This is a genomic window from Acetobacter fabarum (assembly GCF_029069195.1).
Classification (GTDB): Bacteria; Pseudomonadota; Alphaproteobacteria; order Acetobacterales; family Acetobacteraceae; genus Acetobacter; species Acetobacter fabarum_A.
The window spans coordinates 1-26031 of record NZ_JARDYK010000014.1; the positions used below are offsets into that span (position 1 = coordinate 1).

Sequence of the window (26031 nt, forward strand, 5' to 3'; positions counted from 1 at the left end):
TGGCGACGTGTTGCGACCAGATATGACCGTTGCGCTCACACCTTCATGTCCGCAATCCATATCGCAGCAAGCTTCATCTTCTATCTTAAAGAATGAGTCCTGAGCCTAGTTACGGTATGGGGCCAGATGGCAGGCGGAGGTTTGCCCGGCTGCGTGTGATCTGCCATTATGCTGCTGGCTTTTTTTTGCGGGCGTGCCAGCGCTGGGCGTAAAATGCAGCGGGCCTCTTGCGCACTCGGGCGGAAGATGGTGAGTGGCTGATGCTTGTGTGGGCATAACCGGGTTATCAACGCACCCGTTCATTTTGGCTGAGAGATGCATATGTCAGAGACACCAATCAACACCCAGCTTCTGATCGCAGGACAATGGCAGGATGCGGCTGATGGTCGTACACTCCCCATTCTGGACCCTGCCAGTGGCGAGCTTATTGGCAGGGTTGCCCATGCCTCTGTTGCTGATCTGGATAAAACGGTGGCCGGTGCCGCTGTGGGTTATGACGCATGGCGGAACCTGAGTGCATGGGACCGTTACGTAATCATGCGCAAGGCGGCCGACCTGCTGCGTGAGCGTGCGGACACCATTGGCCGGATCATGAGCCGCGAACAGGGTAAACCTCTGGCGCAGGCCGTGATCGAAATTAACGCAGCCGCTGGTGTTATTGAATATTTTGGTGAAGAAGGCCGCCGCCTGAACGACGAACTGGTGCCCGCGCGCGTGCCAGATGTTGAACAGCGTGTACTGCACCGCCCCATTGGTGTGGTGGCTGCTTTTACGCCGTGGAATTTCCCCATTAACCAGATTGCCCGCAAGCTGGGGGCCGCACTTGGTGCCGGGTGTGGCGTTATTGTCAAAGCCCCTGAAGATACCCCGGCTTCTCCGGCCGAGCTTATCCGCTGTTTTTGTGATGCGGGTATTCCCGCCGGGGCCGTGTCTCTGGTTTATGGCACACCAGCGGAAATTTCGGAGTATCTGATCGCCCATCCCGTGGTGCGTAAGATTTCCTTTACCGGTTCCACCCCTGTGGGCAAGCATCTGGCAGCACTGGCCGGTGGACAGATGAAGCCGGTGACCATGGAACTGGGTGGTCATGGCCCGGTTATTGTCTGCCGTGACGCGGATCTGGATCAGGCGGCCGAGCGTGTGGCTGCTGCCAAGTTCCGTAATGCGGGGCAGGTGTGCATAGCCCCCACCCGCTTTTTGCTGCACAGGGACATTGCCGCCGCGTTTATTGAAAAGTTCAAGGCCCAGATGAGCGCGCTTAAAATTGGCCGTGGGCTGGACGCGGGGGTAACCATGGGGCCTCTTATTAACGAACGCCGTGTCAAGGCGTTGACGGAACTGGTGGATGATGCCCGTGCCAGAGGGGCGGAACTGTGGCAGCCTGATACCGCGTTACCCAACAAGGGCTTTTTCTTCCCCCCGACACTGGTGCTCAAGCCCACGCTGGATATGCGGGTGATGCAGGAAGAACCGTTTGGCCCGATTGCCATTATGGATGAGTTTTCCGAACTGGCAGATGCGATCAAGGAAGCCAACCGCCTGCCTTACGGTCTGGCAGCGTATGTGTATACGCGTTGCGAACGAACAGGGCGTCTGCTGGGCGAAAAGCTGGAAGCCGGTATGGTGGCCATTAACCACCATGGTATTGGCGTGCCGGAAGTGCCGTTTGGTGGGGTCAAGGATTCGGGTTACGGCACGGAGGGTGGCCCTGCTGCTTTGCGGGCACATACGATCATCAAGCTGGTATCCAGCCTGCACAGCCCGTCGGCATACTAAAAGCGTCTGATGTTATAATCAGGTTTGAACAATACCGTGCGCTGATGGAGCGCACGGTATTTTTGTATGTGGACGACTGCCAAAAAATTAGAATGTGGCGGCAAGGCTGACGTTAAAAGACCGCCCCATACCCGGCATGGGCATGCGACCGTTTTTTATGTCGGATGTCAGAATACCCCCAAGGGGCATGTAGTAAGCTTGGTTGAGCACGTTATCGATCCCTGCTGTCAGGGTCATCATCTTCCAGTTATAGCTGCCGTTCAGGTTCAGCAGCGCATAGCCGGGGGTGCGGGGTTCGTTGCGTAGTGAATCTACGGTGCTTTTTGCTTTGATAAAGTTCATCTCGACCCGACCTGTCCATGATCCCACGCTCTCGTTCAGGCCGATTGTGCCATTCAGGGGCATTTGCTGGTACAGACCTGTGTGGGAGACCTTGTCCTGCCCGCGCACCCAGTTAAGCACGCCGGTCAACTCGCCTTTGCCATAACGGCTGGTGTTCCACACTGTATAATGGGCAGAGGAGTTGATGCCGTACATCTGGGCGTTGTGGTTTGCGAACGTATACTGGTTCTGGTTGATGTTCATGCCCTTGGGTTTTGGATTAAGGTTTACGTTAATATAGTTATGCGCGTAGGTGTAATAAGGCTGTACTTTTATCCCCCATTTTTGAGCGAGGGAGGGGTCATGCCAGTCAAATGTCACGCTGGCGGTGTTCCCGACTTCGGATTTCAGGTTCGGGTTGCCCACGTAGCCGTTGCCATCACCGAACCAGCCGATCATCATGGAAGCCATGACACCGTGCCCCCATGCGTAGCGTTCGTACAGGTTGGGTGCGCGGGACTTGCGGGCGTAGCCTGCCTCTATGGTCAGGCTGTCTGTTGCCCTCCAGCGGGTCAGGGCGGTTACGTCAAAGTTTACATCCGAACGTCCATGGCTGGTATGGTTGAAGGTGTTGGCGGCTTTTATATCCGCAGCACTCATCATGCCTGTCCATGAATAGGGCGAAACATTACCCGTGTTCATCATCACCAGATCATTCCGCAGGCCAAGCAGGGTGGAGACGCGGGGTGTCCACTGGGCTTCCCACTCTGCAAAGTGACCCAGTCGGTCCCGGTGCCCGTTATTGATGTTGTTAAAGGTATCAGGCCCCATCATCATGCTGCCAGCAAGGGGAGGCCACCAGTCCCGCAGGCCTTCATGGTCGAATGAACTGCCAAGGCGCAACGTGTGCTGGCGGCCCAGCGGAATTGTGGCCTTTATGGAATAGCCAGCCGAGCGCTGGTCATCATTCATGGGCATGCCTTTTGTCAGGCTGTGTCCGCCCTTGTCATCCAGCATGTTCATGGTATGGGCGACACGTTGCCAGTGGCCGCGCGCTTCCAGTGTGCCCCAGTTGAAGTCTCCCACATATTTGCCATTTACGTAGGTGGAGCGGTTGTTGGTCATGTCCATATACTGGTTGGCAAACCCCTCACGCGGGGCATCCTGCTGGCCAAAGGTCAGCACCAGCAGGTGATTTTTCTTATGTATGCCAAGGGTTACGTCATGCGTGTAGCGCACGTATTCGGTCGAACCGACCCTGCCTATTCCGCCCCCGCCACTGTAGTCTTCCGACTGGTCGTAGGACGCATTGTAGCGCAGGCTGAACGTATCGTTTGCTACGGTCATGCTGCCGGCGGCGGAATATCCGCCACCATTGCTGCGGTAGGTGCCGCGCGCCCGTCCGGTAAACAGGATTTTGCCGTGGCGGGCAAATTGCGGGTTCGCACGTTCCACATCAATGGTGCCACCCAGACTGTCCCCCCCGTTGCTGACCGATGTTAGCCCCGCAATGGCGGTTGCGGTCTCCACACTGTCGGGGTCTATGTAAGAGAGGGCAGGGTTCATGTGGTTGGGGCAGGCGGGGTTGATGCGCACGCCATCCACCACGGTTGCCACCCGGTCATCCGCCATGCCGTTGAGCACGGGCAGGTTGGCCAGCCGCCCTCCGCCATAACTGCTGAAGCCGGGCTGATTACGAAAGAGCGATGCCGCATCCGGGCTGGAAAGGCGGGACATGCGGGCCGAGCTCTGGTCGACCTGTGAAGCACTTAAAAGGCTATCGGCCATATCTGCATCTTCCTGCGCGGTGGAAATATCCACCCGTGGGAGGGTCACAACAGTTGCGGCCAAGCCGGGGCTTGCAGCGCAGGGGAGCGCGCACACAGCCATAAGCCACAGCCAGTTGCGTTGGCTGCGGGCGAAAAATGGATAGGACATAAACAGAAAAAACCCTGTTCAAAGCATACTGAGAGGATCCCCGGCCTGCCGCATGCAGGCAAGAGCGCATGGTGCAGCAAAGCAGGGAGCGAGGTTTCAGAAAGCCTGGAGCAGGGTAAGAGGTGGTCCGCGTGAGGGGGGTAGACCCAGAATGTAAATGGGTGGCGCCCGTGGGGTGGAGGCCGCACTGCCCCGGCGGATCCAGCGCAGGGCAGGGGCAGGCAAAAGCAGGAAAACAGCCGGGAGTGCTGCAAAAAACGCCAGCAATGGGCAAAGCGGGCAGCTTGCTTCATTATGATGGTGGGCGGGGGAATGTTGGTTGTTATGTGCACTGGCCATGCAGCGCATGTGGCCCATGCTGCCCCCGCGCATGGGGGCGCAATGGGTCTGTGTGTTGGGCTGTTGTAGCGCGTGCGGGGCAATATCTATGCCTGTCAACCGGATAAGCGTCGCGCGCGGAAGCTCTTCGGGCAGGGAAAGTGACTGGAGCGCCATAAGCCCGACAAGACCCGCCAGCGTAACCATGACCAGCGGCCATAACAGCAGCGCGCGAATAATGGGGTTGCGACGGAACATGGTGCGGATCAGAGGCTTTTCAACAGTCAGAGGCACACAGGCGCTTTGCCATGGTTGCCCCATGTTTGCGCTTTTATGAACCGCCCTGTCAAATCAAACAGGGCTATGTCATAATTCCAGGCGGAGGCAGCACCGTGAGCAGATGGCATACAGACAGACAGGAACGGGTCGAGCCTGACCACACGGTAGCGTCATGCGGGCCTGTGCGGTGTCCTGTCGGGGCGGTCAGGCAATACGGGCTGGCTATAGGGGTGTCTGGCGAACACAGGCTTGTCTGGCTGGCGGCTTTTGCCGTGGCAGTTGTGGCGCATGTGGCCATGACCGCGTGGTTGATCATGACCGTCTCCCCCCAGACCGGTACGCAGCAGCCTGCTGCGGTTTCCATGCTGTTTGAAGCCCCCAAAGCGGCATTGCCTGAGACCGTACAGGCGGAACAGACGGTTCCCAAAATTCAGCCCCAGCCTGCCCCGATCATGAAAGATATGCCGGATATGGACCCGCAATCCCTGGCACAGAGCGAGGCGGAGGTTTTGCCTCCTTCCGTAAAGGTCGAGGCTGAGCATCTTCCTCCCGCATCGGCTGTGCCAAAAAAACTGGCTCAGTCCTTCCCTGCCATGCAGCACGATAAAAGTGTTCATACCACTGCAAAAATGCTGCCGGAGGCAGCGCATGTGGGTGAGGGCAATACAACAGCCCATACACATGCAAAAACAGATATGGCGGCAAGTGGGGGGCATGCTGCCACACCAGCCAGTGTTGCCGCCGCCGGGCAGAAAGGGGGTTTCCAGTTATCCTGCTCTGCCCCCGAATCACACTACCCCATATCTGCACGGCATCTGCGTGAAGAAGGCGAGGCCGTGGCTGAAGTCAGTATTAACGGCAAGGGGCAGGTGATTGCCGCAAGGCTGGTGCAAAGCACGGGTTATGATGATCTGGACGATCAGGCGCTGCAAACCGTTAAAAACCTCCATTGCACACCTCCTGAATCGGCTGTGGTCACGGGCCGCATACCCGTTGGTTTTCATATTCAGTAATTAAGCTTGTGTTGAGGAACATTTTACAGTAGGAGACTGGTCATTGCCTCTTGTCCCGTTCGTCTAGAGGCCTAGGACACTGCCCTTTCACGGCGGCAACACGGGTTCGAATCCCGTACGGGATACCATACGTTTATAAGGCATTGATTTTTCAATAAAAATCATATCTGCCTTCCCTCACAGTGCAACCTGTCTGTGTTACATAGGGGAGGCCAGTTCTGGCTACTCCATACATGGTTCGACGTTGCCATATCTGGCATTCCAGAATGCGTGTTCCCGCTGGCCTGACACCTTTCGCCGGTCAGCCTGATGTGCGTTCCCTCAAAACCAATGATGGCACGCGCACAGGAGCGCAGGCTTCCGGACTCGCTTCAGCGTTCAATGCTATCCGGAAGGAACTCATGTAAATATTTCAAGTATTTTTCAGCGAACAGCATCCATACCAGTGCAGGAATGAGAGACCAGAAGGGCAGTAATAATCATTGGTAGAGTGCCCTTCCAACTAAAAAACACAGTGGTATTAGCAAAGCCAACAGTCAAAAATGGTAATGTAGAAGGACTGATCCAGAGAGGAAGACCGGAAATCTTAATAGATTGCAGTCATTCCCTTTATATGCACCACTTTGTTTTTTATGAAACCGGTGTTTGTAAAAACTGATATTCAGACGACAGTTGTATCAAATGCAATATCTCGTACCCGGTTGATGAGGCTTTCTCCCCCGTCAAGATAGATGACCTGCCCAACCATGGAGGATGCCGACAGGATTAAAGTCAGGCATGCAGAAATTTCTTCCGGGGTTGAACTGCGGCCGAGTGGAGTGGCCCGCCAGGCGCGCTCAAAGCCTTCGTCTGTTTGTTTGCCACTTCTTAAGGTCAGCCCGGGTGCAATGGCATTGACTCGGATCTTGGATTTGAATGCCATGGACAATACTTGTGTCACACACAACAGCGCAGCCTTGCTGATTGTATAGGAAAGAAAATCAGGATTGAGGCTTTTAACCTTGTGATCCAGAATATTTACTATGCAGCGATCATCGATATTCCCGGGAGCACGTGCAAAATCCCTTGATAGGAAAAGAGGTGCGGTGAGATTGGGTTCCATATGTTTGTCGAATGATTCAAATGTAAGTGAGTCAATGTTATCGTACTCAAAATTAGATGCATTGTTAACAAGAACATCTATGGCGCCATAGTGCTTGATTACCGCCGGGATAAGATTTTGAACATCTTCGCGGTTATTGAAATCAGCATGAATGGCGAAGCAATCATAACCCATTGAAGTCAGTGAGTTTACGAGTTCGAGAGCTTCCTGCTCTGAATGATTGTACTGAATGGCAACTTTCCAGCCATTCCGGGCAAGATTTTGCGAGAGAACGGCTCCGATGCGTTTTGCTCCTCCTGTTACAAGAGCAACCCGGGTAGTGTTATTCTGATCGCGATTGGTCATAATTTTTCCTGCTTTACATTACCTTCGGGCAGTAGCTCAGAGCGCTCACCACAAATCTCAATACCAGCTCCGTCTGCTTCGTTAAAGATATCAAGTTTAGTGATTGAGATACGTATCGCATCCACTAACGGGTTTTCAAAACAAACCTCGATCAGTTCTCTGGCGAGGGTTTCCAGCAACGGGGTATGTGGCCGCTCTGGCCATTTGGTGATGGCGTTCCGCACTGGATCGTAATCTATGTAAAAGTCCTTGTTAAGAGCCTGCGCACCGCGCAACCATGCAAACATCTCGACATTCACACAAAGCCGTGTCGGTCTTTCTGGATATAATTCCCACGGGTGCAAACCGACCTGTGCATTCACAACCACATTTCGTAAGACTGACTTGAGATAGGGTCTGGTGCCTGACGGTGATACAGCATGGGGTGCTGGCATGTTGTCCCTAATCATCTCATCAAATATCCTTGTGTTGGTAAATAATAAAATATAAGATCTTCCAGTATAAAAAATTTCTCCACCTCGACAAGAGGTATGTTGAGAAATTAATGCGCGGGATTAAGGCGCATTATTCTCTTTTTCTGACACTCAGGATTTAGTTTTTTGCTGGAATCATATTATGATTCCGGATTTTGATGTGCCGCTCCTGTTCCAGAAATGGCAGCGGGGTTCCTTATTCCATAAGTATTTAATAAATATGTATAATTATAAAGTGTATGTTATCAATGAGTTTTGCACAGTTTTTATTGTGTGGGCTGCAATTTTTTCTTCCTGTTATGGCAGGGGCCGGAGTGATTGCCATGCCCTGATGCCTGTATGACGGAAAAAAGGTGGGCTACATCGTGGGGGTGCGGGCATCGTGGATGATAAGAAGGGGCCGGGGCACAAGGATGCACAGGGCAATGTAGCCCATGCCAATGTGCTACTGGGGGAGGTTGCCCGGTCCTATGTGTGTAATGATGGTATGCACCGCCTGCCGGTTAAGCAAATGGTCGTTCAGTCAGGGCAGAAACTCTCCTTGCAAAAATATTATCACCGGGCTTGAACATTGGGTAGTTGTGGAATGCACAGCTCTTGCCCCGGCTGCATGCCTGTTACTCTGATCAAGGTTCAGTCCGTATCTTGGTGAGGATGACATTGTGTGTTTTGATGATATTTGTAGCTGGACCAAATAGATTTTTTCAGTAAAGACCGGGGAAGTAAAAATGCCTGACGTTTCTTTTATTCCCCATGCAGCGGCGCGTGTTCCTGCTGTTTTGGCGCAATTGAAGGATTATCTGGGAGACAAGGTCTCCACCAACCATTCTGTATGCGAAGCGCACAGCCATGGCGAGGCGCTGGAATTTGCGCGCCTGCCCGCAGCAGTTGTGTTTGCTGAAACAACGGAAGATGTTGCGACAGTTCTGGCCTTATGCCACGAGGCTTATGTGCCTGTTGTGGCGTTCGGGGCTGGCACATCGCTTGAAGGGCACGTCACCCCACCCGAACATGCCGTGAGCCTCGACCTGTCCAGAATGACAGAGGTTTTGCAGGTTAATGCGGAGGATATGGACTGCCGCGTGCAGGCAGGGTTGACCCGGCAGGAACTCAATACCCGTTTGCGGGATACCGGACTGTTCTTTCCCGTGGACCCGGGTGGGGAGGCCACGCTAGGGGGTATGTGTGCGACTCGCGCTTCGGGCACTGCGGCAGTGCATTATGGCACAATGAAAGAAAATGTGCTTGGCCTGACGGTAGTTATGGCAAATGGAGAGATCATAAAAACTGGTGGGCGGGTTAGAAAATCCTCTACCGGGTATGACCTGACATCCCTGTTCATTGGTTCTGAAGGAACATTGGGCATTATTACGGAAGTCCAGTTGCGCCTGCATGGTATTCCCGAACAGATTTCGGCTGCGATCTGCCAGTTTGAAAATCTGGAAGACGCCGTGCGTACCGCGGTGGAAATTATTCAGGTCGGGGTGCCGATTGCGCGCGTGGAACTGATGGACGACGTGCAGATGGCGGCCAGCATCCGCTATTCCGGGCTGGATGAACTGCGGCCAATTACCACTCTGTTTTTTGAATTCGCAGGGGCTCCCGCCTCCGTGCGAGAACAGGTGGATGTGACCGAGGCTCTGGCCCGCGACAATAACGGCCTTGGTTTTGCCTGGGCAGACACACCCGATGAACGGGCCGGGTTGTGGAAGGCGCGGCATAACGCTTTTTGGGCGGTAAAAGCACTTTATCCGGGGTCGCGGGTGATCAGCACGGATTGCATTGTGCCTATTTCGCAACTGGCTCCTCTGATTGTGGGGGTTAAGGCTGATATTGAAGCATCCGGGCTTCAGGCTGCCATTCTTGGCCATGTCGGAGATGGCAATTTTCATACGTTGATCATGACGGAAGATAGCCCCGAAGGGAGCGCAAAAGCTCTGGAACTCGACCGCAAAATTGTTGGCCGCGCGCTTGCACTTGATGGGTCATGTAGTGGAGAGCACGGCGTGGGGGTTGGTAAGCTGGAATTTTTGGAACAGGAGCATGGTGCGCAGTCTCTTGGGGTAATGAGAACATTAAAAATTGCTCTGGATCCGCGTAATATTCTTAACCCCGGCAAGCTCCTGCCAGAAGGGCTGGCCTATATCGGGTAGCGGGTCTGTAACTGTTTATGCGAAGCCGAGCCGGGTAAAAACCGTATTACCTTTGCGGATCAGTGGACGAGACACCACAAATAAACTTGACAATCTGGTGCTATATTTTATTCAAGCGGAACTGATAGTGATTTATTGTGTTGTCTCTTCCCATTCCTTGTAGCGGGGTTTGTCAGTGATGGTTTCTTTCCTTCTTTCCCGTCGGGCTGTGCTGGCTGGGAGCATGGCTTTGGCATGTGCTCTGGCGGGCCAGACCGCATATGCCGCGCCACAGGTCCTGCGCGTGGGCATTATGGCAGGGGAAGATGAGGACGTGTGGCCCGTGGTGGCGGCCAATGCCGCCCAGGAGGGGCTGCAACTCAAGCTGGTCACTTTTTCAGATTACAATGCTCCGAATGAGGCGCTGGCAGAACATGAGCTGGATGCCAATGCCTTCCAGCATACTCCTTTTCTGGATGCCCAGAACAAGGCCAAAGGGTATGGAATTGTATCGGTTGGGCATACCTATGTGGCGCCAATCGGACTTTATTCAACGCGCTGGAAATCGGTTGCCGATCTGCCGGACAAGGCTGTAATTGGTGTGCCCAATGACCCGACAAACGAAGGGCGTGCCCTGCTTTTGCTGCAAAAACTGGGGCTGATCAAACTCGCGGCTGATGCGGGCAATACACCGACTGCGCTCGACATTACGGAAAACCCCCGTAACATCAGTATCCGCGAGCTTGATGCCGGAGTGGTGGGGCGTGCGCTCACTGATCTGGATGGCGCCGTGATCAATACGGACTGGGCTAAAAAAGTTGGCGTGGATATTGAAAAAACGCGCATTGCGCAGGAAACAGCCGACAATAACCCGTATATCTGCATCATAGCCGTGAACGCAGCAGATAAATCTGCCCCATGGGTGCCTAAGCTGGTGCATGCATACCAGCAACCCAATGTGCGGCAGGCTCTGGACAAGGCGTTTCATGGCGCTGTGCTGCCATCTTGGCCATGAACCTTTTAGAAGTCGAACGCCTTAACCGTTCTTTTGGCGGTCAGCCTGCCCTGCACGATATTTCGTTTACGGTAGCCAAGGGGCAAAGGCTGGGTATTATTGGCCGCTCAGGGGCAGGTAAATCCACGCTGCTGCGGTGCCTGAGCGGTCTGGATCGTCCCCAGTCTGGCAGAATACTGCTGGAAGGGGAGGATATGGCTATTCTGCCCGAGGCAAAGCTTGTTCTGCTACGGCGCAGGATTGGGCTCGTTTTCCAGCACTTCAACCTGCTGAACTCGCGCACCATTGCGGCCAATGTGGCCCTGCCCTTGCAAATTGCGGGTATGCCCAAAGCCGGGCGGAGCAAGCGCGTGATGGAACTGCTGGACCTTGTTGGTCTGGCGGACCACGCGGGCAAATATCCGGCCATGCTTTCGGGGGGGCAGAAGCAGCGTATTGGCATTGCCCGCGCACTGGCCGCACACCCGGCCCTGTTGTTGTGTGATGAGGCAACTTCGGCACTGGACCCGGAAACAACCCAGACCATTCTGGCTCTTCTGGCTGATATTAACCGTGTGCTGGGCCTGACTGTTGTCTTTATCACGCATGAGATGGATGTGGTGCGCAGTCTGGCGCAACAGGTACTGGTGCTGGAAAAAGGGCGTATTGTGAGCCGCGGAAAACCGGCCGATATTCTGGACGCCAACCAGTTGGCGGCCGTTCTGCCACCTAATCTCAGCCAGACCCCGCAAGATGGCAGTCATGCCATTGTGCGTCTGACAGTAACCACGCAGGCGGTGTTTACTTCTTTGCTCCATACTCTGGAGCAGCAGTGCCAGACCAGCTTTACCTTGCTGCATACCCTGCCCAATCCGGAAAGGGAGGAACAGGTGGATGTGGTGGTGCAAACTGGTGGTCTTTCCGTTGCAACCATGAACGCTCTTCAGGCGCATGCCTGTGCAGCCGAGGTAATTGGATATGTCCCGGCTCATTCTTGATCTGCTCTGGCGTGCCACGGCTGAAACACTGGAAATGGTTCTGGCCTCTGGCGCGCTGGCGGTGGCCGGTGGGCTGCCCTTGGCGGTGCTGCTTGTTCTCACATCTCCTGCGGGCCTATATCCTCTTCCGCTGCTGTCCCGTCTGTTGGGGGGAGTGGTGGATGCGGTGCGGGCTGTACCGTTTATTATTCTGCTTGTGCTGCTTATTCCCTTCACCCGCATGGTGGTTGGCACGGCATTGGGTACAACGGCTGCCATTGTACCTTTGTCCATAGCTGCCATTCCCTATTTTGCCCGTATTGCCGAAGTATCGCTGCGGGAGGTGGATACCGGGCTGGTGGATGCCGTGCGAGCCATGGGAGGCACACGGTGGATGGTGGTGCGTTATGTGCTGTTACCAGAAAGTCTGCCGGGGCTTATCTCGGGTTTTACGGTTACGTTGGTAACGCTGGTGGGTGCATCGGCCATGGCTGGGGCCATAGGGGCCGGTGGTCTGGGAGATCTGGCAATCCGGTACGGGTATCAGCGCTTTAACACCACTGTCATGTTCGGGGTGGTGGCCGTGCTGGTTGCTCTGGTTATGGCCTTGCAGGCGGTTGGTAATTTTTTTGCACACTCCTTGCGCCATACAAACCCCGGGCGTGCAGAGTAATAAGGCAGGAAGCACACTCCGACGCATCCCTGGACGAGAGGATAAGCCGAGTCATTGCTCGTGTTTGTGTGTAGGGAGTAGGTCGGAGCAATGTTAATTTTAAAGCATGAGTAATGTAGAATCGGGTGCTGCCAAAGGGCTGAAGGCCTGAGTATCAGATTCCATTTTTTCTTTTTATGGAAAAGGATAAATGGAAAACAGCATTTCTTTTTTCCATTTCCGGATGCAAAAAATTAACGCGTTTACACAAAAATCTGATCATAAAAAGATGTGTAATAAATTACATGGCGGTAATTTGTTGCGCATGATTTATCCTGTGTTATGATTATGACAGGTATGCACCAATTTATTGGCTGCCTGCTTTTTTGTGAATTTGCGGCAGAGTAGTGCCCACTTTGGGATGTGGTGCAAATTTTTTCCGGCAAAGCATTCTGCCACAGCGTGGTAAAATGGAGGAATCAAGATGGCTCAACGGGACAATGTGATCTCGCCGGGTATTGAACTTGGTCAGCGGATCAAAATTCTTCGTAAAACCGCCGGCCTTACGCAGCAGCAGGTTGCCGACGCACTTGGTGTGTCCCGCCCCGCCATAGCATTCTGGGAAACAGGGCGTGAGGGAAGCGCACGCAAGCATATTCCCAAACTGGCAGCACTGTTGCACGTGGAACCAGAAGTATTTCTGACAGGTTATGTGCAGGAAGATATTGATCTGATCGTCTCACCCGACGAGCGGGACATGGTCTCACTGTACCGCATGCTTGATGCGTCCCGCAAAGTCTCGGCCCAGAAATGGATGGAACGGCAGGCCAGAACAGCACGTCTGGAGGGATAATCTTTTCAGTTACTCTGGTGGAAAACATCGCTTCCATCGCGTGTGCGTTGCAGGCTCCGTGCACGCACGGAACCATATAAACCGGGGGGAGGGGAAAATCCGCCTCACCCCTGAATCCCTCAGAATTCCATGGAAAGGGTGAAGTGATAAATGCGGGGCAGGCCTGCGTAAAGTGTTTCAGGTGTGTTGGACACCGCACCGGGCGAGCCAGCAAAAACCGAGGCCCAATACCGTTCATTTGTGGCGTTGCTGACGCCAAAGCGCACCACCCACGGGAAGCGGGCAACATTGAAGGCGTAACGCGTGCCCAGGTCCAGCGTGGTGTAGGAGCCTGTATGGAGCGTATTTGTCAGGTTCGCAGCCCGGTTGCCCGTATAGTGCACATTGGCATTGAATGCCCAGCCAGAAGCAAAGGAGCCAAGAGATGCGGGTAGCCGGTAGTCCAGCAGCATGTTGGCCTGCAAAGGAGCCGCGCCTATAATTTCCTTATTATTATACTTGGATTGTTTGGCGTTGATCAGTTCTGCATCCAGCCAGGTAAAGCCGGCAAGAACGGAGAGGTTGGGCAGGACTTCGCCTGAAATCTGTGCCTCGACGCCATAGTTGCGTTGTGTGCCAACGTAACCATATTCCAGTGGTAGTAACTGTGGGCTTGTAGACGAGATACAGGTGGAGCCGTTCGGGCAATAACTACCTGCGTATTTTGATGTCATCCTGAAGCCTGCAAGGTTAAACTGCATTTTTCCGTAACGAAGTTTATAGCCGACTTCATATTCTTCCGGGCGGATCAAAGGCTGTGTCTGGTATGCGTTGGAATTGGAAGCATTGGCCACAGCGCCGGGTTCAACCGAGCGGGCATAAGTGAAGTAAAGGGTCTGGTTGTCGGTTGGTTTATACAGCAGGCTGACAGTCGGGCTGAAAGCCGCGCTGGCCTGAACGGATTTTTCCAAAGGACTGGGTACGGCTTTACTTTTGGGGTTTCTCTGGTCTATCCAGCTCCAGCCCAATGTGCCCAGAATTGACCAGTGTTTATTAAATGTTACTGTGTCTCCAATAATAAAAGACTGTGTAGTGATACGCCCTGATTCCCAACGCCCATGATAATAAGGCTGTTTGCCGTCGACTTTGATGGGATTGTAGATGCTGGCATGGTCGGCATATGTTACCGTATTCACGGGTGTGCCAGGGGTAGTCGGGTTATAGGTGCCTGACATGTATCCGTTTGTGCCAATCACCAGATCATGCTTGATGGGGCCTGTATAAACACGTCCGTTAAAATACGCCATGTTGCTACCGGTACGGAAGTCATTTGCTGTTGCAGCGGCTGTTACCGTCTGGGTATAACCCCCGATATTATTAATAAGCGTATTGTTCGAAGCAAAAGACTGGCGTGCCGCGTCCTGATATAATCCGCCGAGTGTAAAGCTCCAGTCTTTGTTGATCTCGTGCTTGATCTTGGCCAGAAAAGTGTTGGTTTCCATATTATAGCCGCTCCAGTCCTGCCCCAGATAGGGTTTGCTCAGGTCTGGAGCGGTGGGTAGGGCGCTTACATAAGATGGAATCGTTTTTGTTGCCATTTCCTGCACTGCAAAACCGGGGGCTGTCCCGCGCTCTACAAACGTGTAATGGCTGGCATCAAGCTCGATGACCGTTTTTTCATCCAGATGGATGTCAAAATCAGCGCTGACCATCTCACGCCGTATCCAGCTGCCCTGTGTATAGGCCGTGCCATTGGCATGCAGCATGTTCAGCCGGTAGCCAAACCAGCCATTCTTGCCTATCCGGCCTGAGATATCACCGTTAACCGTTGGTGTACCAATGGAATCCACACCAACGGACAGGCGTTCGGTCCGTCGGTCTGTGGGGCGTTTGAGTGTGTATTCAAACATGCCAGCAGGGTTCTGGGGGCCATACATTGCGCCAGACAGACCATTGAGCACCTGCAGGTTATCCACCCATTCCCCTGCATAGGGGGTGGTGGAAACCACGTTCAACCCATCCAGACGGGAGTTGGACCAGACGTCGGCCTCAAACCCGCGCGACTGTGGGCGGGAGGTATTGGGGTCACCGCGAATTTCGAGCTGAACAGAGGGCAGATACTGCGCCATGTCATTAATGTTACGGATCTGCTGGTTAACCACAACATCATGCGGCACCCCCATAACGGAGTAGGGTGTATCCAGCGTATCCCGGTTCCCCAGTGGGCCAAGATAGACAATCTTGTTCATGTATCTGGCGCTGGTGCCGTCTGCGGCATGGTGGCCATGGACGTTTATGGTTTCACCGTTCGAGCCGTCCAGAATCCCGGCAATGGGAGCCATGGTCTTGGCCGTTTGAGGGCTGGTGGTTTTTGGGGTGGGGGAGGCAGACGCTTTAAGGGCAGTCTGCCTGTTTGTTGCGCCCTGTTGCCCGGGGACCACAGGCTCTGCTGCCAGTGCAGACGTTGTTAGCAGCAGCGCGCCAAATGTTCCGGTGGCGAAAAATGTATGGAAACGTGCATGCATGGATCAGGCTCATCCGGGGTAGGGAGGGGTACAAAATGGATGCCTGTTTTGCCGGGCGAGTGAGGGCTTTGTCTATATACGGCCACACATAAACCTATATATGGAGAAATATAATCGTGAAGTGATGCAGGAATCACACACTGGTTTTTCCTGCTCCATAAATGGCGGTACACTTGGCCTTTAGTGCTCCATTGAGCGCAAGGCCAGTGCTGCGGCAGTGGCAACATCTCCACGCAGGGAAACCACAGTGCCTTGTCCATGCGGATGTAAGCGGTTTGTCAGAATTACCACAAAACTACGGGTGTTGGGCACCAGCCAGAGAGATGTGCCGGTAAAGCCGGTGTGACCAAAAGAAGAGGAGGGAAAGTAAGCTCCGCGTGGCGTGGAGTAGTGGGTTGCTATGTCCCATCCCAATCCGCGCAGGTCGGTTTTACCAGCGGGTTGCTGGGGGGTAGACATAAGGTGCAGGGTTTCTGCCTTGAGCGGAAAATCCGAAGGCAGGCCCGCCAGCTTGTTCAAGATGGATTGTGAGTAAGTTATTGTATCCTGCGCGCAGGAAAACAGCCCGGCATGCCCTGCGACCCCTCCCATACGCCGGGCTAGCGGATCATGCACAATGCCGCGCAGCATATGCCCGTTTTCATCATATTCTGTGGGTGCGATAGTGCTTTGGTATGATGGAGCAGGAAGGAAAAAGGAATTGTGTAAACCAAGAGGTTTAAGGATATGCTCCATTGCGTAAGCGTCAAGGGACTGACCGGACAGACGTTCCACAATCAGGCCGAGTGTTATAAAGTTGAGGTCACTGTAAGCAAATTGCACATCTGGTGGAGTTTGGGGGGTACAGTTCATAAGCATCTGAACCCCTGTCTGTTTACCCTGCCATGCAAAGCTCATATTCAGATCCGGTGCCAGACCGGAGTAGTGTGTGAGAAGCTGGCGGATGGTAATGTCCTGCTTGCCATTGGCAGCAAAAGCCGGAAGGTAATGGCAGGCTGGTGTATCCAGCGCGATAAGGCCCCGTTCATAAAACTGCATGACAGCAGGGGCTGTTATTAGAACTTTGGTCAGGGAGGCCATGTCAAAAAGGGTGTCCCATGTCATGGCTTCCGCTTGGGGGAGCACGCTGCGCTGACCAAAAACACCACGCCACACGACCTGGCCTTCATGGCCTATGGCGGCAACTACTCCGGGTGTTTTGCCCTTCTGTATGGCTTTGCGAAAAATCTCTTCCACCGGGGCAAACGGGGCAGGTTGGGTTTGCTGGGCATAAGTCGGGCGGTACAGGCCTGCAAGGCAGGTGGCCTGCGTCAGTCCGGCGAGCAGGGCTTTGCGGCGGGTCAGAGGGGTGCGGAAGGGCATGTTGGGTATGTCCGGGCCAGAAAAAAGGGTCAGGAGGATGGCATAACATGGCGGAAGGTGATGTTGAACCGGGTTAGTCCCGTTGTCGGGTGGGAGCTGGGAGCAAGCCCTTTAATACCGTGGTAATGCAAACGGGCCGGGCCACCCCAGACCAGAACATCCCCGTGGTCCAGCGCAAAGGTGCGTACCCTGTCGCGCCGGTTTGGCCCACCCCACATAAAAAGGCCAGTCCGCCCGAGAGAGAGTGATACGACAGGTTGCGTTATGTCCCCTTCATCCCTGTCCTGATGCAGCCCCATATGGGCACCGTTCTGGTAACAGTTGAGCAGGCAGGTATTGGGGGTAAATCCGGCATAGCCAGCGGTTTGCGCAGCATTTTGTGCAAGCGTAAAAAGGCTTGCTGGCATGGCGGGCCATGGCTGCTGGTCAAGTGGGTCCAATGGTGTGTACGTGTAACCCTGTGGAGAACTGACCCACCCCAGCGCTCCGCAACTGGTCATGGCGGCGGACATGCAGCCCCCGCCGGGTGTGCGCATGTGGCGAAAAGGAGCCTGCTGAGCCACTGCCTGCAAAGCCTGTAAAAAAATAGCGGCAGACGGTGTGGCAAACTGGCGTAGCAGCAGGGCACCTGGCTCCAGCACCTCGCGGCTGGGGCGGTTGTCTGGCAGCAGGAGGTCTAATTGTCTGGCGGGGTTCTGGGTGTCTGTCATGGCGGCTCCTGATGAAAACCGTTTGCGACCCCGTACGGTCTTTGGCACAGCACAGAAGAATGCTATCAGCATTGCCGAATACTGTTCCAGCTTGCAAGGAGTCAGACAACACCCATGCCCCTATCTGCGCAGGATATTATGCTTATTGGCGGTATTCCCGCTCTTATCAGCTACCAGGTGCCCCGTTCTATTTTTCGGGGGGTATTTGTTGGGCTGAACGCGGAGGTGGATTTTTTTGCAAGCACGGTTGCTGGTCTGGAACCGCAGGGCGAGGCAGCACTACGCTCCTTTTTGAGTTTGTGCCAGTATAACAGGCGTTCTCCGCTCCTTTTGAGCGATGACGCCCAGAAGACTTACCTGCTGGAAGAAATTTATGAGCAGATGGCCGAGCCCGCACGCCGATGCGGCATAGATTTGTATGATGTTGTGCGTGAGCAGGTCAGGACCTTTCAACCCGGCGGAGAAAAGTCTGCTTCGGCTGTTCTGCTCAGTCTTTAGGCGGGGCCAGCAGGTGGGCGCATACAATCAAGGGATGCTCCGGCTGGGAGCATCCCTTTTTGTTGTGGAGCGTGTGGAGCAGCGTTTAGGCCGGTTTTTCCACATTGTCATGTTCTGCTACGATGGTTGTCGTTTTGGCCGGGCAAAAAGCCGAGACCACAATAACGATAACAACATTAACCCCAAGAGCCAGCAGGCCTGTGGAAACATTGCCCGAGAACAGGCCAAAATTGACCGGGTGAACAGGCTTGAGTCCGTCCATCCAGCACAGGCTGACCCCGAACACAGTGCCAACCAGCCAGCCTGTCAGCATGGCTGTAGCGGAAAAGCGTGTTTTGAGCAGACCCATAATAAGTGCAGGAAAGGTCTGTAGAATAAACACACCGCCAAGAAGCTGGAAGTCAATGGCGAACTGCGCATTCAGGAACAATACGCACACCAGAGCGCCCAGCTTGACCACAAGTGAGGTCAGGCGGCTGGTGCGTACCGGGTTTTTTTGCGCAGGGAGCAGGTTACTGGTTACAAGGTTTGCAGCGCCAATAGCCATAACTGCTGCAGGTACAAGCGCCCCAACCGCAATGGCGGCCAGGCAGAAGCCAGCGAACCACGCAGGAAACACCTTTTGGAACAGCATGGGCACGACCATGGAATTATTGGTTGTGATAATTCCAGCGGCGTGCGCCATAAAGCCCAGCATGGCGATCAGGCCCAGTACAATGGTGTAAACAGGCAGGAATACCGCATTCTGGCGAATGGTATCTGCCGAGCGGGATGCCAGAATACCCGTAAGTGTGTGGGGGTACAAAAAGGCCGCCAGTGCGGAGGAAAGGGCAAGTGTTGCATAAGGCAGGCCCTGACCGGGCTTGAGTATGCTCTGGGCATGTTCAACAGAAGAAAAAAGTGCCCCATATCCGCCGGTGTGCAGAGGAATGACCGTAACTGCCACAAGGACGGCAATATAGATCATGATATCCTTGATAAATGCAGTCAGGGCTGGAGCATGCAGCCCGCCCAGCCATGTATAGGCCGCCAAAGACAGAAAGGCGATGATAAGGGGAAGATCCCCCGGTAGCCCAAGTGCCTGAATAACGGTGCGGATACCAATAAGCTGCAAGGCAATATAGGGCATGACGGCAACCAGCCCGGTGAGTGCGACAACAATTTCCAGCGCACGGCTGTCAAAGCGGGCACGCACAATATCGGCTGCTGTGGCATGCCCGCCTTCACGCGCGATTTTCCACAGTTTGGGCATGACGATAAAAATGAACGGATACACGATAATGGTATAGGGCAGCGCAAAAAAACCATAAGCGCCCGCAGCGTAAACCAGTGCTGGTACGGCAATTACGGTATAGGCCGTGTAAAAATCCCCGCCGACCAGGAACCACGTAACCCATGGGCCAAATTCGCGCCCGCCCAGTGACCATTCCTCATGCGAGGTGGCATTGTTTTTTTTGCTGAACAGCGCGCGTAGCCACTGGATGGAAGACCCGATCACAATGGTTGCGGCAAAGAAGAGAATGAAGACGCCAAGCGCCCACGGATTGATCGTGCTCATGCGCGGTTCCCTTTTTTCCAGACCACCCAGATCAGGACGGATGTCACCGGAACCCAGGCGAACTGGTACCAGTAAAAGAAGGGAAACCCGAGCAGGACCGGGTCATGTCGATCATACAGTGGTGTCCAGAGCAAACCCAAAAAGGGCAGCAGAAGGAGGAAATTAAGATATTTCATTTCGTGAAACCGGGTTATTTTGTTATTTTTGTTCGCGACCGACTGAACATGCCGATGGAAACCGGTTTATGTCAATTATGCCTGAAGCGATTTCAGGCGAGTATAATCAGGATTGTGTTTTTTGCGCATCAGATATGCCCCTGTTATAACGTGATTGTTATAAGGGGCAGGGGCAAAAGAGGTTAGCGTCTGGTGTTGATCTTGTGTTCCTGCAACACCTTGTTCAGGCTGTCGCCGTACTGGCGGTAGCTACCCTCTGGCACGCAACCCAGTTCTTCCAGTTCTTCCAGATCAGCGCCATGGTTGATCCACTGATTGGCCTCGCGCGAGTCCAGTGTGGTGGGGATGGACCGGGATTCGTACACTACCGGCTGTTCCGAATCCTCCGCAGCTCCAAAGGACAGAAAACTGTCTTCGGCTGGACTCTTGTTTTCGCTCAGGCTGACCTGCCCGCAGATAACCTGTTTTTTGTCGCTGTTGGTATGTACGCTCAGGTTACGGAACTTGGGGTGTGCGGCAGAAAAACGCGTTGTCAGTGATTTGAGCGTTTCCTTGACAAAAGGCGATGCTTTTTGGGCGCTGTTATCCAGCATGGTCTGGGCTGCGGCATTGTGGTGCACGGCTACGAAGCCCAGGCTGGGCAAGACAATGCAAAGCGCGAAAAAACGTTTCATCAAGCAAGGTCTTTCCTGTCAGTCTGAATGGGGAGGGAAGGGCTATCCGCGTGTGTATGTGACCAGAGCCGACGCCCCCGTGGTGTAATGTTCATGCAAGTCAGCCGCCCACCTGTCTGCGGAGACGGTACACCCGTTGTGGTGGGGAGGGAAAGGGGCAACCCGGCAAGGCTGCGTACCGCCAGAAAACCAAAACATTCCGCTTCCAGCGCGTCTCCGTTCCAGCCAAGCTGTTCGGCAGAGTAAAGGGAGCCGGGCAGGGCTTGGGCAAGAGCCGCCATAAGGGCCGGGTTGTGCCGGCCTCCCCCGCAGACAAACCATTCCCGTGGCTGTTCTGGGAGCGGAGTGCAGGCAATACTCCGCGCGGTAAAGGCGGTGAGTGTTGCCGCACCATCCGCAGCACCAAGTGCTCCGATCTGCGCCAGAGCGCTATGGAAGCTCATCCGGTCGAGCGACTTGGGGGCAGGTTTATGGAAAAATGGGTGTGCGAGCAGCCGGTCCACCAGAGCGGGGTTGGCTGTACCCTGACGCGCCAGTTGGCCATTGGTATCGCACGGTATGCCGGTGTGCTGGTAGGCCCAGTCATCCAGCAGGGCGTTGCCCGGCCCGGTATCGCACGCAAGAATGCGCCCATCACTGGTTACAAGGGTAAGATTGGCAACGCCACCAATGTTGAGTGCCGCAACCGGGCCGGGGCGCTTGCGGAGCAGGGCGGCGTGGTAAAGCGGGACCAGAGGGGCCCCCTCTCCCCCCGCGGCAACATCGGCACTTCTAAAATCATGGACCACAGGCAGATCGGTCCGGGCGGAAAGGCAGGCTGCATCCCCGATCTGCCATGTGCGTCCGGGCTGGTGCAGAATGGTCTGGCCATGAAAACCCACAACATCCACCGCCCAGTCCGGCGCAAGCTGGCGCAGGCGATGCACGGCCTGCACATGCACCTGCGTCAGGGCGTGTTCGGCCTCCTTGAGTGCAGCATTGTCTGGGGTAAGGGTGGGGGCGCTATCAAGGAGCTGGCGCAGGTTCTGGCGTATGTGTGCCGGGTAGGGCAAGGTCAGGTATGGTCCGTGGGCGGTAATGGACGTGCCATCCGTGCGGATGAGTGCGGCATCCACCCCGTCGAGCGATGTACCACTCATCAGGCCCAGTGCGTTCAGGCTGCCATCTGGCGTAAACGGGGGAGGGGATACAGGCATCAGCGCATCAGGGGTGTGTGGTGTCCAGTCCGGGCTGAACCTGCCCGGTGGCCACATTCCACAGCATGATCCGCTCGTGCTCCCTGCCCGCGATCTGGATGGCCAGAAGGTCATCATGTACGCGGGTTATGGCCAGCATATGTTCGTCCGGCCCAAGGGCAAGATGGGCGTCTCGAACGTCCGTTAGCGGGGTGGCGCTGGTCAGGGCAGGCGGGTGGGGAGCGTTCATGCGGTGGATGACCACGCCTACCAGCACAACCACACCTATAATGATCAGCACCCCCATGCCTACAACCGCCGCCATGAGCGCCTTTGGGGCCTTGTAGTCCTGTTCTTTCATTTAGTGTCCTGCTGCTTTGTCTATATGGGCGCGCATGGTCTGGATAACTGTTGGCAGCCCGTCAAAAATGGCCTGACCGATCAGGAAATGGCCGATGTTCAGTTCCCGTACGGGGGCAAGGGCGGCAACAGGCCCTACATTGTCGTAAGTCAGGCCGTGGCCTGCATGCACTTCCAGCCCTAGGCTGGCAGCCTGAGAAGCCGCGCGTCGCAGACGCTCCAGCTCCCCCACCCGGTCTTGTGCGTAGGCTCCGGTATGCAGTTCCACAACCTGTGCACCCATGGCGGCTGCTGCGGCAATCTGGGTGGGGTCGGGGTCAATAAACAGGGAAACCCGGATGCCCTGCTCCTTGAGCGCATGGACTGTTGGCGTCAGTACTATGGACTGGCCTGCTACGTCCAGCCCGCCTTCGGTTGTCAGTTCCTCGCGGCGTTCAGGCACAAGGCAGCAGGCATGGGGGCGCAGGTTCTGGGCAATGGCGAGCATTTCCTGCGTTGCGGCCATTTCCATGTTCAGGGGGGCGCCTACCTCGGAACGCAGGCGCTCGAGGTCTGTATCGCGGATATGGCGCCGATCTTCCCGCAGGTGGGCCGTGATGCCATCGGCTCCAGACTGCACGGCCAGCAGGGCCGCGGCTACGGGGTCGGGGTGCTGGCCCCCACGGGCGTTACGGACGGTGGCAACATGGTCAATGTTGACGCCAAGCCTGATGGCCGGTCTCATGCCTTTTTCCTTCTGTTCGCGGCCAGCGTTGCGGCCAGTTTTATGGCCGCTGTCAGGCTGCGTGGGTCTGCCTTGTTCTGGCCTGCTATGTCAAATGCCGTCCCGTGGTCTGGCGATGTGCGGATAATGGGCAGGCCAAGGGTTACGTTCACGCCTTCGGCCATGTCCAGTGTCTTGAGCGGGATCAGGCCCTGATCATGGTACATGCACAGGGCCACGTCATACTGTGTGCGGGCATGGGGGGTGAACATGGTGTCTGGCGGCAGTGGGCCGCTGACATGCAGCCCTTCATGGCGCAGGGCGTTTATGGCGGGGAGAATAATCTCCTGTTCCTCATGCCCCATCAACCCGTGTTCGCCTGCATGGGGGTTCAGGCCCGCAAAGGCCAGTCTTGGGTGGCGCAGGCCAAAGTCGCGTTGCAGGCCTGCCGCTACCGTGCGGGCGGTGCGGATGATCAGTTCCGTGGAAAGCTGGGTGATGGCATCCCGCAAGGCAACATGCACGGTAATGGGCACGACTTTAAGGGAGGGGCCAGCCAGCAGCATGACTTCATCCCCAGGTGTCTGGCAGAGCTCTGCCAGATAGCTCGTATGACCGGGATGCCGAAACCCCGCCCCCTGCACGACTTCCTTGCTGATCGGGTTGGTGATCATGGCCGAGGCCTCCCCGCTCAGGGTGAGTTCTGTGGCCAGGCGAATACTCTCAATCACACTGGCGGCATTACGGCGGTCTGGTTCCCCCGGTGCAGGAGGTGTAGCCAGACGCAGGGGTAGTACAGGCAGGGCATGGCCAAACACATCCGCACCATCGGACAGGTAGCGAATGGTCTGTACCGGCACGCGCCGCTCCAGCAGGGAGGGGTCGCCCACGTATGCAAAGGCAGGCCCGTTCTGGCGCAGTGTCTGCCAGACCGTGGCGGTAATTTCGGGCGCAATACTGGCCGGGTCACCCTGAGTCAGAACCAGCATGGCTGTATCTTCCTTATTTGTCTTGTTGTTGTGTTTGTCTGGACTTCTGGCAGAGAAACGCAGAAAAGCGCGCGCGTAAAGGGGGGCAGTCGGGTAGAGGTGTGCGGAGTATGTGTTTATGCCAACACGTGGTTAAAAGACCGTGATAAGGTGGTACAGGCTGTCTTGCGGCTGGTTTGTCTGCCATTCTTGTTCTTTGCGTAGGATAGGGCTACCACATCACCATGATCAGGCTCATAATTGTTGTACCGTTCCTGCTTGCACTTGTTGTGTTCAGTGCCAGTAATCAGGATCCGCTAGATATGTGGATGCTCACATATAGCTGGAAGTGCTCGCTGGGTGTGCTGGCCCTGAGTGTGGGGGCTTTGGCTTTTCTGCTCGGAGCGTTCTGCCTGTGGGTGGTTGAGTTCCGGCAGGGGCGCAGGGCGCGCAAGGCCGAGCAGCAGGTCCGGGATCTGGAGGCGCAACTGGCACAGGTGCGGGCCATGCTGGCTAATCGTGCTCCTCCCGTAGTGTCTGCTCCTGATGAGCAGCCTGTTGTGACGCTACCGCTTAACCCCGCAGGGAGCGAAGAACACTCCAATGTCTAAAATACACCGGCGCACCGGCCTTATTGTTTCTCTGGATACACAGGACCCTGCTCAGGCGCGGCAATGGGTGCGGGATGTGGCACCCGTGTCTGGTATTATCAAACTGGGGCTTGAGTTTACCTATGCTGCCGGTTTTCAGGCCGTGGCAGATGTTGCAGGTGACTCACCGCTGTTTCTGGACCTGAAACTGCACGATATCCCCAATACGGTTGGCGCAGCGGTGCGCTCCCTGTCGCATCTGCGTCCACGTATGCTCACGCTGCATGCTTCGGGTGGTCGCGCCATGATGGAGGCCGCTCGCGCTGCCTGTGATGAAGCTTTTCCTCAAGGGCAGCGTCCTCTGCTGCTGGGCGTTACGGTTCTGACCAGTCTGGACGATCAGGGGCTGGCGGAAACCGGTGTTATGGATGGCGCGCGGGCACAGGTGCGTCGTCTGGCCAGGCTGGCTGTTGAATCGGGTATGGATGGTCTGGTCTGCTCCGCCCATGAACTGGATGTACTGCGAGATGACCTGGGAAGTGACCCGGTTATTGTCACTCCCGGTATTCGTCCTGCTGGCGTAGCAAAAGGGGATCAGAAGCGGGTCATGACCCCTGCTCAGGCGCGGGATGCAGGCGCGGACTGGATTGTGGTCGGTCGTCCCATAACACAGGCGGCAGAACCAGCAGTCGCGGCTGCTGCCATTATGGCGGAACTGGAAAGCTGAATATGCCCCAACGTTTGCGCACAGGTGTTAAAATCTGCGGCATTACGGAGGAAGCGGGGTTTGATGCCTGTGTGGAACACGGGGCAGACTGGATTGGCTTTGTTTTTTTTGACCGCTCTCCACGCTGTGTAGCGTCGCGACAGGCGGCAGGGCTTGCTGCCCGAGGTGTGGGGCAGGCTCGGACCGTTGGCCTGTTTGTGCATCCACGGGATGAAGACATCTCCCGGGTTCTGGACCATGCTGCGCTCGATGTCTTGCAGATTTATGCGTCAGAGGAGCGCGCTCGGCAGGTTGCGCAGGTATTCGGCCTGCCTGTCTGGCTTTCGTTCCCTGTCGCGGCGGCCGGGGATCTGCCAGCGTCCTGCCCTGTTCAGAAAATGCTCATAGAGCCGTGCCCCCCCAAAGATGCAACCCGCCCCGGAGGAAATGCCCAGAAGCTGGACTGGGCCATGCTGGCAGGGTGGAAGCCTTTATTTCCGTGGATGCTTGCCGGGGGGCTCAGGGTTGATAACGTGGCAGAAGCTATCCGTCTCACGGGGGCTCGTGATGTGGATGTGTCGTCGGGAGTAGAAAGTGCCCCTGGCATCAAGAACCCGGACTTGATTGCGCAATTTGTGCGCAATGCACGGCAGGCGGACAGGATTTAAGGAAAAAACAGAGCAGGAGGACTTTTTCCCTCTTGCCTGTTCCTATAATCTTGCTATTACCGTCCTCGCGCCGGAGAGATGGCCGAGCGGCTTAAGGCGCACGCTTGGAAAGCGTGTGTACGTTAATAGCGTACCGAGGGTTCGAATCCCTCTCTCTCCGCCACACCACCTAAGTGGTTGATTTTACAGCACAAAATTTTTGGCTT

The 26031-nt window shown here is 55.4% G+C and carries 27 protein-coding genes, 2 tRNA genes and 1 pseudogene; 16 read left to right on the plus strand and 14 right to left on the minus strand.

The annotated features are described in order from the left end of the window. A pseudogene (locus tag PY793_RS12690) lies at positions 1-96 on the plus strand (IS5/IS1182 family transposase); the annotation flags it as partial. Positions 97-321: 225 nt separating this feature from the next. Next, positions 322-1776 carry an NAD-dependent succinate-semialdehyde dehydrogenase gene (locus PY793_RS12695; RefSeq protein ID WP_275178383.1) on the plus strand — a complete coding sequence of 485 codons (1455 nt, stop codon included), beginning with the start codon at positions 322-324 and terminating at the stop codon, positions 1774-1776. Between the two features lie 87 nt (positions 1777-1863). On the opposite strand, the gene PY793_RS12700 is transcribed toward PY793_RS12695, so the two are convergent. Together PY793_RS12700 and PY793_RS12705 are read right to left on the minus strand one after the other, a co-directional pair. Beyond that, positions 1864-3987, minus strand: coding sequence for a TonB-dependent receptor (locus tag PY793_RS12700; protein WP_275178424.1), 2124 nt, complete (start codon positions 3985-3987; stop codon positions 1864-1866). Between the two features lie 144 nt (positions 3988-4131). Then, positions 4132-4611: a DUF2946 family protein gene (locus tag PY793_RS12705; protein WP_408744711.1), complete on the minus strand. Its 480-nt coding sequence runs from the start codon at positions 4609-4611 to the stop codon at positions 4132-4134. Positions 4612-4745: 134 nt separating this feature from the next. Here PY793_RS12705 and PY793_RS12710 point away from each other — a divergent pair, with 134 nt between their 5' ends. The 3 genes from PY793_RS12710 to PY793_RS12720 all read left to right on the plus strand — a co-directional run bounded on the left by PY793_RS12710 (position 4746) and on the right by PY793_RS12720 (position 6052). After that, a complete protein-coding gene (locus PY793_RS12710) occupies positions 4746-5645 on the plus strand; it encodes an energy transducer TonB (RefSeq protein ID WP_275178385.1) in 900 nt (299 codons plus the stop codon). Positions 5646-5697: 52 nt separating this feature from the next. Beyond that, positions 5698-5773: transfer RNA gene (locus PY793_RS12715), tRNA-Glu, on the plus strand. Between the two features lie 105 nt (positions 5774-5878). Then, the gene (locus tag PY793_RS12720; RefSeq protein ID WP_342803932.1) at positions 5879-6052 is read left to right on the plus strand and encodes a DUF6538 domain-containing protein; all 174 of its coding nucleotides are present in this window, start codon (positions 5879-5881) and stop codon (positions 6050-6052) included. Between the two features lie 254 nt (positions 6053-6306). Here the strand turns inward: PY793_RS12720 and PY793_RS12725 are convergent, their stop codons facing one another. Together PY793_RS12725 and PY793_RS12730 are read right to left on the minus strand one after the other, a co-directional pair. After that, a complete protein-coding gene (locus tag PY793_RS12725) occupies positions 6307-7092 on the minus strand; it encodes an SDR family oxidoreductase (RefSeq protein ID WP_275178387.1) in 786 nt (261 codons plus the stop codon). After that, complete coding sequence (locus PY793_RS12730) at positions 7089-7541, minus strand: dihydroneopterin aldolase (RefSeq protein WP_342803933.1); 453 nt, start codon at positions 7539-7541, stop codon at positions 7089-7091. The genes PY793_RS12725 and PY793_RS12730 overlap by 4 nt, the downstream gene beginning before the upstream one ends. Positions 7542-7947: 406 nt before the next feature. On the opposite strand from PY793_RS12730, the gene PY793_RS12735 reads away from it, so the two are divergent. The 6 genes from PY793_RS12735 (at position 7948) to PY793_RS12760 (ending at position 13173) form a co-directional block, all read left to right on the plus strand. Continuing rightward, on the plus strand, positions 7948-8133 hold the full coding sequence (locus PY793_RS12735) for a hypothetical protein (RefSeq protein WP_275178389.1): 186 nt from the start codon (positions 7948-7950) through the stop codon (positions 8131-8133). A gap of 160 nt (positions 8134-8293) precedes the next feature. Then, positions 8294-9718: an FAD-binding oxidoreductase gene (locus PY793_RS12740; protein ID WP_275178390.1), complete on the plus strand. Its 1425-nt coding sequence runs from the start codon at positions 8294-8296 to the stop codon at positions 9716-9718. Positions 9719-9896: 178 nt separating this feature from the next. Continuing rightward, complete coding sequence (locus PY793_RS12745) at positions 9897-10712, plus strand: MetQ/NlpA family ABC transporter substrate-binding protein (protein ID WP_275178391.1); 816 nt, start codon at positions 9897-9899, stop codon at positions 10710-10712. Continuing rightward, positions 10709-11689 (plus strand): methionine ABC transporter ATP-binding protein, encoded by a 981-nt coding sequence (locus PY793_RS12750; RefSeq protein ID WP_275178392.1) that lies wholly within the window; start codon positions 10709-10711, stop codon positions 11687-11689. Before PY793_RS12745 ends, PY793_RS12750 begins: the two co-directional genes overlap by 4 nt. After that, a complete protein-coding gene (locus PY793_RS12755; RefSeq protein ID WP_275178393.1) occupies positions 11670-12341 on the plus strand; it encodes a methionine ABC transporter permease in 672 nt (223 codons plus the stop codon). The genes PY793_RS12750 and PY793_RS12755 overlap by 20 nt, the downstream gene beginning before the upstream one ends. 463 nt (positions 12342-12804) lie before the next feature. Continuing rightward, positions 12805-13173: a helix-turn-helix domain-containing protein gene (locus PY793_RS12760; RefSeq protein ID WP_275178394.1), complete on the plus strand. Its 369-nt coding sequence runs from the start codon at positions 12805-12807 to the stop codon at positions 13171-13173. A gap of 119 nt (positions 13174-13292) precedes the next feature. On the opposite strand, the gene PY793_RS12765 is transcribed toward PY793_RS12760, so the two are convergent. The 3 genes from PY793_RS12765 to alkB all read right to left on the minus strand — a co-directional run bounded on the left by PY793_RS12765 (position 13293) and on the right by alkB (position 17749). Then, positions 13293-15677 carry a TonB-dependent siderophore receptor gene (locus tag PY793_RS12765; RefSeq protein WP_275178395.1) on the minus strand — a complete coding sequence of 795 codons (2385 nt, stop codon included), beginning with the start codon at positions 15675-15677 and terminating at the stop codon, positions 13293-13295. A gap of 180 nt (positions 15678-15857) precedes the next feature. After that, on the minus strand, positions 15858-17039 hold the full coding sequence (locus tag PY793_RS12770) for a serine hydrolase domain-containing protein (RefSeq protein WP_275178396.1): 1182 nt from the start codon (positions 17037-17039) through the stop codon (positions 15858-15860). 29 nt (positions 17040-17068) lie between these two features. Further along, the gene (alkB, locus tag PY793_RS12775; RefSeq protein ID WP_275178397.1) at positions 17069-17749 is read right to left on the minus strand and encodes a DNA oxidative demethylase AlkB; all 681 of its coding nucleotides are present in this window, start codon (positions 17747-17749) and stop codon (positions 17069-17071) included. 114 nt (positions 17750-17863) lie between these two features. Between alkB and PY793_RS12780 the strand changes: the two genes are divergently transcribed. Then, the gene (locus PY793_RS12780) at positions 17864-18247 is read left to right on the plus strand and encodes a toxin-antitoxin system protein HicB (RefSeq protein WP_275178398.1); all 384 of its coding nucleotides are present in this window, start codon (positions 17864-17866) and stop codon (positions 18245-18247) included. Between the two features lie 85 nt (positions 18248-18332). Here the strand turns inward: PY793_RS12780 and PY793_RS12785 are convergent, their stop codons facing one another. The 7 genes from PY793_RS12785 to pdxA form a co-directional block, all read right to left on the minus strand. Continuing rightward, complete coding sequence (locus PY793_RS12785) at positions 18333-19805, minus strand: sodium:solute symporter family protein (protein WP_275178399.1); 1473 nt, start codon at positions 19803-19805, stop codon at positions 18333-18335. Then, positions 19802-19999 carry a DUF3311 domain-containing protein gene (locus PY793_RS12790; RefSeq protein WP_408744712.1) on the minus strand — a complete coding sequence of 66 codons (198 nt, stop codon included), beginning with the start codon at positions 19997-19999 and terminating at the stop codon, positions 19802-19804. The genes PY793_RS12785 and PY793_RS12790 overlap by 4 nt, the downstream gene beginning before the upstream one ends. Before the next feature lie 164 nt (positions 20000-20163). Next, the gene (locus tag PY793_RS12795; protein ID WP_275178425.1) at positions 20164-20655 is read right to left on the minus strand and encodes a hypothetical protein; all 492 of its coding nucleotides are present in this window, start codon (positions 20653-20655) and stop codon (positions 20164-20166) included. Beyond that, on the minus strand, positions 20655-21851 hold the full coding sequence (locus PY793_RS12800) for an anhydro-N-acetylmuramic acid kinase (protein WP_275178401.1): 1197 nt from the start codon (positions 21849-21851) through the stop codon (positions 20655-20657). The genes PY793_RS12795 and PY793_RS12800 overlap by 1 nt, the downstream gene beginning before the upstream one ends. 7 nt (positions 21852-21858) lie before the next feature. Further along, entirely contained in the window at positions 21859-22191 is a 333-nt protein-coding gene (locus PY793_RS12805) for a hypothetical protein (RefSeq protein WP_275178402.1), read from the minus strand. Beyond that, positions 22192-22914 carry a pyridoxine 5'-phosphate synthase gene (locus PY793_RS12810; protein ID WP_275178403.1) on the minus strand — a complete coding sequence of 241 codons (723 nt, stop codon included), beginning with the start codon at positions 22912-22914 and terminating at the stop codon, positions 22192-22194. Next, positions 22911-23882, minus strand: a complete 972-nt coding sequence (gene pdxA / locus PY793_RS12815) for a 4-hydroxythreonine-4-phosphate dehydrogenase PdxA (RefSeq protein WP_275178404.1) — start codon at positions 23880-23882, stop codon at positions 22911-22913. Before pdxA ends, PY793_RS12810 begins: the two co-directional genes overlap by 4 nt. 224 nt (positions 23883-24106) lie before the next feature. On the opposite strand from pdxA, the gene PY793_RS12820 reads away from it, so the two are divergent. The 4 genes from PY793_RS12820 to PY793_RS12835 all read left to right on the plus strand — a co-directional run bounded on the left by PY793_RS12820 (position 24107) and on the right by PY793_RS12835 (position 25988). Continuing rightward, positions 24107-24472: a LapA family protein gene (locus tag PY793_RS12820; RefSeq protein ID WP_275178405.1), complete on the plus strand. Its 366-nt coding sequence runs from the start codon at positions 24107-24109 to the stop codon at positions 24470-24472. Continuing rightward, complete coding sequence (gene pyrF / locus PY793_RS12825; protein WP_275178406.1) at positions 24465-25178, plus strand: orotidine-5'-phosphate decarboxylase; 714 nt, start codon at positions 24465-24467, stop codon at positions 25176-25178. The genes PY793_RS12820 and pyrF overlap by 8 nt, the downstream gene beginning before the upstream one ends. A 2-nt stretch (positions 25179-25180) precedes the next feature. Further along, a complete protein-coding gene (locus tag PY793_RS12830) occupies positions 25181-25825 on the plus strand; it encodes a phosphoribosylanthranilate isomerase (RefSeq protein ID WP_275178407.1) in 645 nt (214 codons plus the stop codon). A 72-nt stretch (positions 25826-25897) separates the two neighbouring features. After that, a tRNA-Ser gene (locus PY793_RS12835) sits at positions 25898-25988 on the plus strand. The last annotated feature ends 43 nt before the right edge of the window (positions 25989-26031 follow it).

Excerpts from the sequence above, each read along its gene's own strand:
- PY793_RS12750 (WP_275178392.1), top strand. The coding sequence starts at position 10,709 with ATGAACCTTTTAGAAGTCGAACGCCTTAACCGTTCTTTTGGCGGTCAG.
- PY793_RS12830 (WP_275178407.1), top strand. The coding sequence starts at position 25,181 with ATGCCCCAACGTTTGCGCACAGGTGTTAAAATCTGCGGCATTACGGAG.
- PY793_RS12800 (WP_275178401.1), bottom strand. The coding sequence starts at position 21,851 with ATGCCTGTATCCCCTCCCCCGTTTACGCCAGATGGCAGCCTGAACGCA.
- PY793_RS12785 (WP_275178399.1), bottom strand. The coding sequence starts at position 19,805 with ATGAGCACGATCAATCCGTGGGCGCTTGGCGTCTTCATTCTCTTCTTT.
- PY793_RS12805 (WP_275178402.1), bottom strand. The coding sequence starts at position 22,191 with ATGAAAGAACAGGACTACAAGGCCCCAAAGGCGCTCATGGCGGCGGTT.
- PY793_RS12745 (WP_275178391.1), top strand. The coding sequence starts at position 9,897 with ATGGTTTCTTTCCTTCTTTCCCGTCGGGCTGTGCTGGCTGGGAGCATG.
- PY793_RS12765 (WP_275178395.1), bottom strand. The coding sequence starts at position 15,677 with ATGCATGCACGTTTCCATACATTTTTCGCCACCGGAACATTTGGCGCG.
- PY793_RS12780 (WP_275178398.1), top strand. The coding sequence starts at position 17,864 with ATGCCCCTATCTGCGCAGGATATTATGCTTATTGGCGGTATTCCCGCT.
- PY793_RS12795 (WP_275178425.1), bottom strand. The coding sequence starts at position 20,655 with ATGAAACGTTTTTTCGCGCTTTGCATTGTCTTGCCCAGCCTGGGCTTC.
- PY793_RS12695 (WP_275178383.1), top strand. The coding sequence starts at position 322 with ATGTCAGAGACACCAATCAACACCCAGCTTCTGATCGCAGGACAATGG.
- PY793_RS12820 (WP_275178405.1), top strand. The coding sequence starts at position 24,107 with ATGATCAGGCTCATAATTGTTGTACCGTTCCTGCTTGCACTTGTTGTG.
- PY793_RS12700 (WP_275178424.1), bottom strand. The coding sequence starts at position 3,987 with ATGGCTGTGTGCGCGCTCCCCTGCGCTGCAAGCCCCGGCTTGGCCGCA.
- pdxA (WP_275178404.1), bottom strand. The coding sequence starts at position 23,882 with ATGCTGGTTCTGACTCAGGGTGACCCGGCCAGTATTGCGCCCGAAATT.
- PY793_RS12770 (WP_275178396.1), bottom strand. The coding sequence starts at position 17,039 with ATGCCCTTCCGCACCCCTCTGACCCGCCGCAAAGCCCTGCTCGCCGGA.
- alkB (WP_275178397.1), bottom strand. The coding sequence starts at position 17,749 with ATGACAGACACCCAGAACCCCGCCAGACAATTAGACCTCCTGCTGCCA.
- PY793_RS12740 (WP_275178390.1), top strand. The coding sequence starts at position 8,294 with ATGCCTGACGTTTCTTTTATTCCCCATGCAGCGGCGCGTGTTCCTGCT.
- PY793_RS12810 (WP_275178403.1), bottom strand. The coding sequence starts at position 22,914 with ATGAGACCGGCCATCAGGCTTGGCGTCAACATTGACCATGTTGCCACC.
- PY793_RS12760 (WP_275178394.1), top strand. The coding sequence starts at position 12,805 with ATGGCTCAACGGGACAATGTGATCTCGCCGGGTATTGAACTTGGTCAG.
- PY793_RS12730 (WP_342803933.1), bottom strand. The coding sequence starts at position 7,541 with ATGATTAGGGACAACATGCCAGCACCCCATGCTGTATCACCGTCAGGC.
- PY793_RS12720 (WP_342803932.1), top strand. The coding sequence starts at position 5,879 with ATGGTTCGACGTTGCCATATCTGGCATTCCAGAATGCGTGTTCCCGCT.
- PY793_RS12705 (WP_408744711.1), bottom strand. The coding sequence starts at position 4,611 with ATGTTCCGTCGCAACCCCATTATTCGCGCGCTGCTGTTATGGCCGCTG.
- pyrF (WP_275178406.1), top strand. The coding sequence starts at position 24,465 with ATGTCTAAAATACACCGGCGCACCGGCCTTATTGTTTCTCTGGATACA.
- PY793_RS12755 (WP_275178393.1), top strand. The coding sequence starts at position 11,670 with ATGTCCCGGCTCATTCTTGATCTGCTCTGGCGTGCCACGGCTGAAACA.
- PY793_RS12725 (WP_275178387.1), bottom strand. The coding sequence starts at position 7,092 with ATGACCAATCGCGATCAGAATAACACTACCCGGGTTGCTCTTGTAACA.